The organism is Streptomyces sp. URMC 126, assembly GCF_051386555.1.
GTDB lineage: Bacteria > Actinomycetota > Actinomycetes > Streptomycetales > Streptomycetaceae > Streptomyces.
On the sequence record NZ_JBPQTX010000496.1, the window covers coordinates 1 to 3356 of the forward strand.

General features: G+C 74.7%; 3 protein-coding genes and 1 pseudogene. All 4 read left to right on the plus strand.

Annotated elements, in window-relative coordinates; translation table 11 throughout:
• Window positions 1-598: pseudogene (locus ACSNOK_RS31895) on the plus strand (serine/threonine protein kinase); the annotation flags it as partial.
• A 252-nt stretch (window positions 599-850) separates the two neighbouring features.
• Window positions 851-1468, plus strand: a complete 618-nt coding sequence (locus tag ACSNOK_RS31900) for a SurA N-terminal domain-containing protein (protein WP_436784275.1) — start codon at window positions 851-853, stop codon at window positions 1466-1468.
• A 91-nt stretch (window positions 1469-1559) separates the two neighbouring features.
• Entirely contained in the window at window positions 1560-2588 is a 1029-nt protein-coding gene (locus tag ACSNOK_RS31905; RefSeq protein ID WP_436784276.1) for a nucleoside triphosphate pyrophosphohydrolase, read from the plus strand.
• Window positions 2589-2670: 82 nt separating this feature from the next.
• Window positions 2671-3102 carry a DUF6479 family protein gene (locus ACSNOK_RS31910; protein ID WP_436784277.1) on the plus strand — a complete coding sequence of 144 codons (432 nt, stop codon included), beginning with the start codon at window positions 2671-2673 and terminating at the stop codon, window positions 3100-3102.
• Window positions 3103-3356: the final 254 nt, after the last annotated feature.

Here is a 3356-nt window from a genome sequence, read left to right on the forward strand (position 1 = left end):
CGCCCCCACCCACACCGGCGTCCCGGCGGCCCCCGGCACCGCCGATGTCGCCGGGGCCGTCGAGGAGGTCAAGCGCCTGCTGGACCAGGGCGGCATCACCCAGGCCGTCGACATCCTCGGCGCGATCCTCCCGGCCGCCGCCGCCGAGCACGGCGAGCACTCGAGCGTCGTCCGCAGCCTGCGCAAGCAGTACGCCGCGACGCTCATGGACGACGGCCAGTACCGCCGCGCCCTCCCCGAACTGCGCCGGCTGATGGACGACTACGCCGCGGAGACGGGCGCCCGGGCGGCCCGCCAGGTGCTGCGCTTCCGGTACGACGCCGCCCAGTGCCTGGAGCAACTGGGCGAGGCGGCAGCCGCGCTGGACGAGTACCGCGCGTTGCTGCCGCACTTCCAGCGCGGTCCGGGCGACGTGGCCACCGCGTTCGACATACGCCGGCGCACCGGCCACCTCCTGCTGTCGCTCGGCGACCGGCACGCAGCGCACGAGACGTTGATGGCGCTGCTCTTCGACGCCGAGCGGGTCCACGGGCCGCACCATCCGTTCCCGGCGGAGATCCGCCACACCCTCCGTTGGCTGGGCGAGGTCAGGGCGTGAGCCGCTGGGCCGGCAGCGGAGCGGCCGGAGCGGGAGCGGGCGGTCGCGTCGGCCGGGACGGCATAGGGGCCGGTACCTGAGCAGCAGGAGCCGCTGAGGTCCCGTCAACCGCACCCGCCCCATGAGCCTCGCGCATCCCGGATATCGGCGAATCGTCGGTCGAATCAGTGGCCTCCGCCACACGGACTCCCTACCATCGATCAACGCCAGGTCGATCGCCGTACCGCCGCACGAGCACTGCCGGGAGGCTCCATGATCCGCCGAAGGACCGCGCTCTCCGCCGCCGCCGGGTTGTTGGCCGCGACACCCCTGCTCACCGCGTGCGGGTCCACCCCGCACCCCGGCGCCGCGGCCGTCGTCGGCGACGACCGGATCACCGTGGCGCAGTTGCAGCGTCAGGTGAAGGACGTGCGCGACGCGCAGGAATCGTCCCCGCAGGGGGAGCAGCTGACGGCCAACAGCGCGCGGCTCAGCCAGGACACACTCATCCGGCTCGTCCAGTACCGGATCATCGAGAAGGCCGGGCACGACAACGGGGTGGACGTCACCCGCCGAGAGCTCCAGGAGGAGCGGTCCCAGATCGAACGCGCCAACGGCGGCGCCGATGCGGTGCGCGGCCGCTTCCTGGCCCTGGGCATCGCCCCCGAGCAGATCGACCAGGCGCTCGCCATGGACCTCGTCCGCACCAAGCTCGACGGCAAGCTCGGTGCCGCGCGTACCAACGAGGTGCTGATGAAGACCTCCCAGGCGCTGCGCGTGGACATCAACCCGCGCTACGGAGCCTGGGACGCCAAGCGCGGCACCGCGCGGCCGCTGCAGGAGCCCTGGCTGCGGCCCGTCGCCCCGCCCGGTGCCGAGAGCCCGGTGTAGCCGGGGCTGACGGGGGCCGGGTGCCCGGTGTGATCGTCCCCCGCGGCCCCTCCGGGCCCTCTCCCGGCCGCCGTCGCCTACGCTCGACAGGGTGAACGACTCTGCGTCCCCGGCGGTCGGCCGGATCGTCCTGCTCACCACCAGCCACCGCGTCGCGCCCGGGCTCCTGTCCTGGCCGGCGTGGCAGACGCTGCACGCCGCCGACCGGGTGTTGTGCGCCGACCCGGCCCACCCGCTGCTGCCCTACCTCGGTGAGGCGGGGATCACCGCCGAGACCCCGGCGGAGTCCTTCGACGCCCGGGCGCTGGTCGACGACTGCCTGGCCGGCGGCCGTACCGTCGTCGTGATCACCTCGGCGGCGGGGGAGTCGGCCCTGACCGACGGCCTCGCCCGGCTGGCGGGCTCCGGCCGGCAGCGGATGCCGGCGCTGGAGCTGCTGCCCGCCTCGTACGACCTGCCCGGTGCCCGCCTCCTCGACCTGGTGCAGGTGATGGACCGGATCCGGGCCGCCTGCCCGTGGACCGGCATCCGCACCCACGAGGATCTGGGTAAGTACGGCCTGGAGGAGATGTACGAACTCGTCGAGGCCATCGAGACGGGCGACCGCGAAGCGCTCCGCGAGGAACTCGGCGACGTGCTGCTCCAGGTGGTCTTCCACGCGCGCATCGCCCAGGACGACCCCGACGAGCCGTTCGCGATCGACGACGTGGCCGGAACCATCGTCGACAAGCTCGTCCACCGGCACCCCCACGTCTTCGGGGACGCGGCGGCGGAGACGCCGGACGACGTCAGGGCCCACTGGACGCGGACCAAGGCGGCCGAGAAGCGCCGCGTGTCGGTGACCGAGGGGGTGCCGCTGGGGCAGCCGGCCCTCGCGCTGTCCGCCAAGCTCGCCTCCCGCGTCCGGGCCAAGGGCCTGGAGGTGCCCCTTCCGGCCGGCGAGGGCGTCGGGTACGCGCTGCTGGCCATGGCGGTACGGGCCGAGGCGGAGGGCGTCGAACCGGAGACCGCGCTCCGCGCCGCCGCCCGCGCCTACCGTGACGCGATCCGGCAGGCCGAGGCGGCGGGGAAGGCTGCGGGGGAGACGGAAGAGGCCGGTACGGGGGAGGGGGACGCGTAGTCCCCCGCGTGCGGGCGGCGGGTGCACGCCCGTTCGGCTCAGTGGCGGTCTTGACCGGGCGCCCTCCGGGTAACCGGACTGCATGCGTACCGATGAGATGGTTCTCGCCCTGCCCGCCTGGGTCGGCGGCGCCGCCCCCTTCGCCGTCGGGCTCTGCGTCGGCGCCCTGCTGCTCCTCGCCTTCGTGTACGGAAAGCGGTGGCGCGAGAAGGAACCGCCGCCCCCGAGCCAGCCGCAGCGGCGACAGGGCGCGTGGCAGACGCGTGAGGAGCACGACAGGGGCCCGTCGTCGCCGGACCACGGGCCCGGACACGATGACAACGGCGACGCCGTCGGCTACGTGACCGAGCACCGGGAGGCGGACCCGCTGCGAGCGGAGGGGCCGGGCGAGCGGCTGCTGCCCCACGAGCTCAGGAATCCGGGGAGCCACGAGGAGGAGCTCACCGAGGAGCAGCGGAAGTGGAACCCCGGCAGCAGCGGGGCCTTCGGCAGCGGCGGGGGCGGTCACCACTAGCGGTCACCACTAGCGGTCACCACTAGCGCTCACCACTGACGGCCACCGCCGGTCCGGCGCTGCCGGGCGGACGCTGTTGGATGGGCGCCGACGGGCGGACTCCGACGGCCGGGCGCCGACGGGCGGGTGCTGCCGGATGGGCGCCGGCGGACGGACGCCGGCGTAGGCGGCGGAGGACCGCGCTGGGCAGCGGGCCGGGTGACCTCGGCCGCACGCTTCTCCCGCCTCCGCCCCCCGCGCCTCATGCCTTGCCG

Coding starts and splice junctions, on each gene's coding strand:
- ACSNOK_RS31900 (WP_436784275.1), top strand. CDS start 851: ATGATCCGCCGAAGGACCGCGCTCTCCGCCGCCGCCGGGTTGTTGGCC.
- ACSNOK_RS31910 (WP_436784277.1), top strand. CDS start 2,671: ATGCGTACCGATGAGATGGTTCTCGCCCTGCCCGCCTGGGTCGGCGGC.